General features: G+C 61.7%; 2 protein-coding genes and 1 pseudogene. 2 read left to right on the top strand and 1 reads right to left on the bottom strand.

The window, feature by feature from the left end; all coding sequences use genetic code 11:
- On the top strand, positions 1 to 197 hold a 197-nt coding region (locus L9Z73_RS23670; RefSeq protein WP_247406213.1), incomplete at its 5' end, for a hypothetical protein.
- Here the strand turns inward: L9Z73_RS23670 and L9Z73_RS23665 are convergent.
- A complete protein-coding gene (locus L9Z73_RS23665; protein WP_247406210.1) occupies positions 192 to 5,012 on the bottom strand; it encodes an NEL-type E3 ubiquitin ligase domain-containing protein in 4,821 nt (1,606 codons plus the stop codon). The genes L9Z73_RS23670 and L9Z73_RS23665 overlap by 6 nt on opposite strands.
- A 309-nt stretch (positions 5,013 to 5,321) precedes the next feature.
- Here L9Z73_RS23665 and L9Z73_RS23660 point away from each other — a divergent pair.
- A pseudogene (locus L9Z73_RS23660) lies at positions 5,322 to 6,068 on the top strand (N-acetylglutaminylglutamine amidotransferase); the annotation flags it as partial.

Below are 6,068 nucleotides of genomic sequence, written 5' to 3'. Positions count from 1 at the left end.
CGTGCCCGTGGCTCGACGGCGTGTACATCAACAGCGGCCACGGCTCGCGCGGCCTGGTGACCGCGCCGCTGTGCGCTGAATTGCTGGCGGCCTGGCTGGACGATGAACCCTTGCCGCTGCCCAAAAGCGTGGCCGACGCCTGCCATCCGAATCGATTTGCCTTGCGTGCATTGATCCGCGGCACTAGCGGGTCATAACAACGGCAGCGGGCAGGCGGTCAGCGCACCGGGTTTGAGTGCCTCTTCGGTCTGGCGCCTGATCTCGGTGGACTCAACCTGCGCCCGCGCCTGCAAAATCACGTTCATCTGCTCGCGGTAGTCGGCATCACCCAACGTCTCGCCCTGATCAAACACCGCCTGCATCCGTTCGTCGAACGGCTTGGTCAAGCGGTCGAGCGGCACACTGTTGGCTTTCTTCAAATAGCCCGTCCACAACGGCAACTCAACCAGATAATTCAACAACTCGCTTGAGTTCTCGGCTGCGCGGAGCTCGTCAGCGGCTTCCGTCAAGTGCTGGGACGTCACCTCAGCCAAGCTCTCAAAACGCATATGTTTGGGTTGGCCCGGCAGGTGAAACCTGTCGGCCAAGCCTTTTCGAAAGGCCAGGCTCACCTCCAGCGGGTCAGCACTGGGGTGATCTTCGCTATGACGCCGGGCATAACGCTCAAGTTGGTCGAGCCGAAATAATCCCCGGCCGAAATGCAGTAACGGTTCGGCGGTCAACTGACCGCCCTCGACCGACCTTGAAGCCTCGTGAATATGCGTCAGCACTTCTAGATTGCTGAAACTCGCGGCCGCGGCATCATCACAATTGAGCGGAGTAGCGGCGCGCTCAAAGATTTCTTGGCGCAAGCCGGCATCGGTTTCGGCCGAGTCCAGCACCCACCACACACGCCGACTCATGTCCTCGCGGACCTTCTTGGTATCAGCGGTGCCCCCCAGCCCGGCCAGTAGGTTGAACAGCCCATCGGAGCCAGGTTCCGCCCTGAGCGCGGTCCAGGTGGACTGTTTGGTGGTAAACAGCGTGCCCACGTCCTTCAACCAGAGCTCCTGCGCCCGTTGCTCGGTCATACGGGCAATGTCATCTTCCAGAAAACCCATGCCCACGCCGACGCGGTTTCGGTAGTTGCTCACCAGTTGCCGGCTGGAGGTGTCAAGGGGGTTGTCCCCAAGGTTGAGCGTGCGTGCAACCCCACGCGGGACATCGGCCAGCCATTGCGGCAACTGCGTGATTCGATTGCCACGCAGGTCCACCGTTTCCAGGTACGGCGGCCGTCGTAGACCGACAGGCAGCTCCCTGAGCGAGCAGCTATTGAGGAACAGTGTTTGCAAATCCAGCATCCGACTGATCGTCGGCGCGTTCAGCAGCGGGTTGCGGTTCAGGTCCAGTAGCCGCAGTTCGGTCAAACCCGCCAGGGTCGTTCGGGAGGCTTCGGTCAGTTGCAGTTGGTTGTCGCTCAGGTACAAGCGCTGCAACCCGGGCATCTGCTCCAGCGTCTGCGGCAGGTCGGTCAGCTTGTTGCCCATCAGGTCGAGCGTCTGCAGCCCCTTGAAGTGCCCAAGGAACTGCGTAACGTCATTGTTGAGCGCCATGTGCTTGAGCGACAGCACGCGGACATGGGCGAAATCAACTTCGGCAGGCAACTGAGGCAACGGGCCCGTCGCCATGGCGTCCAATTTCAGGCCAAATACCTGCCCCTTCTCATCGGGCAGCAGTGTTTTGCGTTTCCAACTGCGCTCAATGGCCTTCATGACCGATTGGCGAGCCGAGCGAAAGTCCTTCCTGGCAGAGCGAGACATATCTTTCGTCGCCGCCTTGTCGTCAGACCAGCGCTTCAACGTCAGCAACAGCACCTTGAGTTGTCCTTCCAACCCTTTGACGGCCTTGGCGCGCGACACATGATCCGGGCCCAGTTCCTGCAGCAACCGTGAGAGCTGGCGTGAATCCAGCCTGGGGTAGAGCTTGCGTGCCTTGCGCATCAGTGCGGCCGGTTGCGCCGGCGGGTCTTCCAATACCGCCTGAATACAGGCCAGCGCTGGTTTGGGTACCGGGCGCTCCGGCCAGAGGCAACTTGCCAGCGTCTTGCGCTCCGTTTCAGCCTTGGCCAGCAGATCATGCCGCAAGAAAGCGCCGCGCTGCCCGCCGTTCAGCTTCAGCGTGGCCAGTTGATCGGCCGACAACGTGTCCGTCAGGGCCTGGTAAAAACCCTCCTCGCCGGTGGCGAGCGTGCCCAAGGCCTTACCATGCCCATCAAATGCCTGGCAGCCCTTGGCAGATGTCACGACAGTGCGCCGCAACGCCGCGCCCGACGCGCCACGTTGCGCAATAAGCTCACCCGTGAGCGTTTCGCGGCGCACTTGCAGCGACATCGCCTGCGGCCAATCGGGTACTCGCGCCAGCAGCCCGACCACCAGACGCTGGGTGGCTTCGCTGCCTTGGCGTGGCCAGTACAAACCACTGAGCGCCTGATCTTCCTCAAGCAGTTGCAACGCCTCCCGGGTCTGTTGCGCCAGCGCCAGCGGCACCCGACCGGCCTCACGCAAACGCCCGAGTTCCACGCTCGAAGTCTTGGACAGCAGCTCCCAGGCGATGCGATTGGGCAAGCGCGGATAGTGTGACTTGAGCAAGCCATGATCGCTGTGGGTGATCACGTCGGCGTCCTGATACAACTGCTCATACACCTGCCGATGAGTGACCTGAAGCGAGGCGAGCAAGCGCCGTTTCAACGTCGCCTCGGCCTCATCAGCTTCCACCACCCCACCGAGCAATGCCTGGGTTTCATCAGCGTCCAACGCGGACAGCAGCGTGGGCATCACCTCGCCGTTTTCCAACTGTTGCTTGGTGATGTGGATGCTCAGGTCGTCATAATCAAAGGGTGCTACGTCCGGGTAGCGCTCAAGCAAGTTGCCCTCGTTGTCCAGCACCTCGAAGAAGCGCCCGCTGGGCCAACCGGCCATATACGGCAATGCGAACATCTGGGTGCGTGCCGTACCGATATCCAACTGCGCCTGGTGTTCAAGCTGCCAGGTCAGGTCACGCACTTTTTGCTCTTGTATGAAACGCGCCACCCCCTCCTTGAAGCGCTCCGGTAATGGCAGGTTTTCCACCGCCCGGTAACGCAACTCGGACAACGACAGGTCGGTAATGCTCGCAATCTCCTTCAAGCGCTCATCGCTCAGCGCCCCAAGCGCGGGATGCAAGCGTTTGATGATGTATGACGGGCTTTCCCATTCCTCGGGCCGCTCCCACTCAAACCGCCAGCCCCCCGTCAAATTATGCTCAAGCACCGGACGATAGGCCTCGCTGTGCAGCGGGTGCGTGGCTCGCCACTGCTTGGCGTGGGTGTCGAAGACCATCGAATACACCCCGCCTTCGATCTTGACGTAGAACTTCCCGTTGACCTGATACACGCCCGCGCCGTTAGCCACGGTGCCGGCGATCACGTCCGGGGGCTGACGATAGGCGCGGGGCCGACGCGGCCATAACCATGCGCTGTCGTCGGGCCGCTTGACGGCCTCCATGCCGTCAAAAAAATCCACCGGCCGGGTGACCAGGCGCTTGGCCGCACTAAACACCTTTGCACCTGCCGCAAACAGGGCCATACCCGCCATGCTTTCAGCCACGTTGAGCAAATGCCCGAGCGCCTCGGCTTTTTCACGATGATTCCAGTCGTCGATGCCCTCAAACACTTCGCCGAGCAACTGGCCGATGCCAATCCCGGTCATCAAGGCCCCCACCACCGGCACCACAAAACCGGCGACGTTGAGCACGGTCAAGCCGGCGTCCAGGTAGCTCTGCAGACGCTGCTGACGGGCGTCTTCATCCGCCTGCGCCGTGGGCACCGCCAGCACGTGCGCGTCCAGCAGCAACTTGCCGGTGCCGACGTTGAAAAAGAAGCTCGACAGATTGCCCGTCTCCGCCACCGGCTCCAGACGCGCCAGGGTTCGGCGCTGGTCAAATCGCTGGAAAAACCCGAAGCGTTCCGACTCGTCCAGGTAGCCGGTAAAGAAGCGCCGATACGCCTGCACCTGGAGCTTGAGCGTCAGGTACTGCTTGAAGTCATCCAGCGACGGGTACTCGTACCAGGGCCTTAGCGGCTCATTGGGCATGTAGAGCACCACCGGACCCGAGGAAAAACCATCTGTCGCCGCGTGGGCCAATACCATCACGCCCCACACGCAGCTTCCGCCGATATTCAGCCCCTGCCAGACCAGCGGTTTACCGTGAAACAGCAGATGTTGCATCTGGTCGGCGGGGGCATTCGCCTTGATCAGCGCCAGCAATACCGCGTAGGTCGACTGGCTGATATCGCCCTTCGCATAAGCGATGTGCAGATCGGTCTGCATGTCCATGCGCCTGGCTTGCCCCAGGGTCGAGACAGCCGGGTTGTAACCGCGCTCAGCCGCCACCGAGTCGCCGGGGGCAGACAGGTTGAACACCTCCCGCAGATGCTGTTGATAGGCGGCACCGAGGTCCAGTTCCCGGCAGTAGCCCACGAAGGTTTCGGCGCTGAGTCCTTGAACGACCGTCTGGCCCGCACGAATGACCGATCCCTGCGGCATCCCACCGGGCTCGGCAAGCGCCTGCGGGAAGTTCTGCATGGCCGCCTGCAGCAGGCTGTGTCGCTCAGTCTTGATCACCTCAATCGCCGGGCCGATAGGGGCTTTCATTTTGTAAGAACGCCGGGGCACCTCCAGCATGTCGTGCTCGATATCCAACGACGCATGCCCCTTGCTGGTCAAAAATGCCTGGAGCCGTTCGGCGCAAAAAACCTTGAGCGATTTGACCCGCGCCAACAGGCGCGCCGCTTGTTCGTGAGGGTGCTGGCTATCTGCATGGGCATCTTGCAGGGCCTGGCGCGTCTGGGTATCGGCGTCGATCCACCAGGCGGGCAACTTCTCTTGCAGCACTTGGGCTTTGTCCAGGTCTGCGGTGATCTCCAACAGTGTGGCGGTGATGTCGTCTTGCGTCACCGGCGCGGGGGTTTGAGCTGAATCCTGTGATTCGGCCATCGGGAGCCTTCCTTATTGCATTGAGTAATGACGCTCAACAATAAGCCCGACGCCTGCGCCGAATGACGCAAAAACCGGGGCGGTTGCCCCACCAAACCGCGCAAAATTTGTATGTTTACCAGGCCTATTTACCGCCCGCGAATCCGCCGCCACGCGCGGCGCAGGGTCGCGCCCGAGCAGTCAAGGCTCTTTGCCTTATAACAGATCGTTCTAAAACTCCGTTGATTTGCCCGTGTCAGTTTCTGGGTACGCGCCCTTTGGGCGTATTGAGTGTTGAACCTCCCCAACGGAAAAACCGGTAAGGAATTTATGTGCGGATTAGCTGGAGAACTACGTTTCGATGCCCAACCTGCCGACCTGGCTGCGATTGAGCGCATCACCCATCACTTGGCCCCACGCGGCCCCGACGCCTGGGGCTTCCATGCCCAAGGGCCGATTGCCCTGGGCCATCGGCGCCTGAAAATCATGGACCTGTCGGACGGTTCTGCCCAACCGATGGTCGATGCGCAGCTGGGTTTGTCCCTGGCCTTCAACGGCGCGATCTATAACTTCCCGGAACTGCGCCAGGAGCTGGAAGCCTTGGGCTACGCCTTCTATTCCGGCGGCGACACCGAGGTGCTGCTCAAGGGCTACCACGCCTGGGGCGAAGCCCTGTTGCCCAAGCTCAACGGCATGTTTGCGTTTGCCATCTGGGAGCGCGATGCCCAGCGTCTGTTTATTGCACGTGACCGTCTCGGCGTGAAGCCGCTGTACCTGTCGCGCACCGGCCAGCGCCTGCGCTTTGCCTCGACGTTGCCGGCTCTGCTCAAGGGCGGCGATATCAACCCGATCCTCGATCCGGTGGCGCTCAACCATTACCTGAACTTCCACGCCGTGGTGCCCGCGCCGCGCACGCTGCTGGCCGGCATCGAGAAACTGCCGCCGGCCAGTTGGATGCGTATCGACGCCCACGGCAACACCGAGCAGAAAACCTGGTGGACCCTGCCTTACGGCCCGCGTGAGGATGAGCAGCACCTGACCCTCGAAGACTGGACCGACCGCGTACTCGACAGCACC

The organism is Pseudomonas emilianonis, from assembly GCF_023072625.1.
Classification (GTDB): domain Bacteria; phylum Pseudomonadota; class Gammaproteobacteria; order Pseudomonadales; family Pseudomonadaceae; genus Aquipseudomonas; species Aquipseudomonas paraveronii.
The sequence above is the reverse complement of the archived record's forward strand: the minus strand, read 5'-3'. Positions and strand labels throughout refer to the sequence as shown.

Coding starts and splice junctions, on each gene's coding strand:
- L9Z73_RS23665 (WP_247406210.1), bottom strand. CDS start 5,012: ATGGCCGAATCACAGGATTCAGCTCAAACCCCCGCGCCGGTGACGCAA.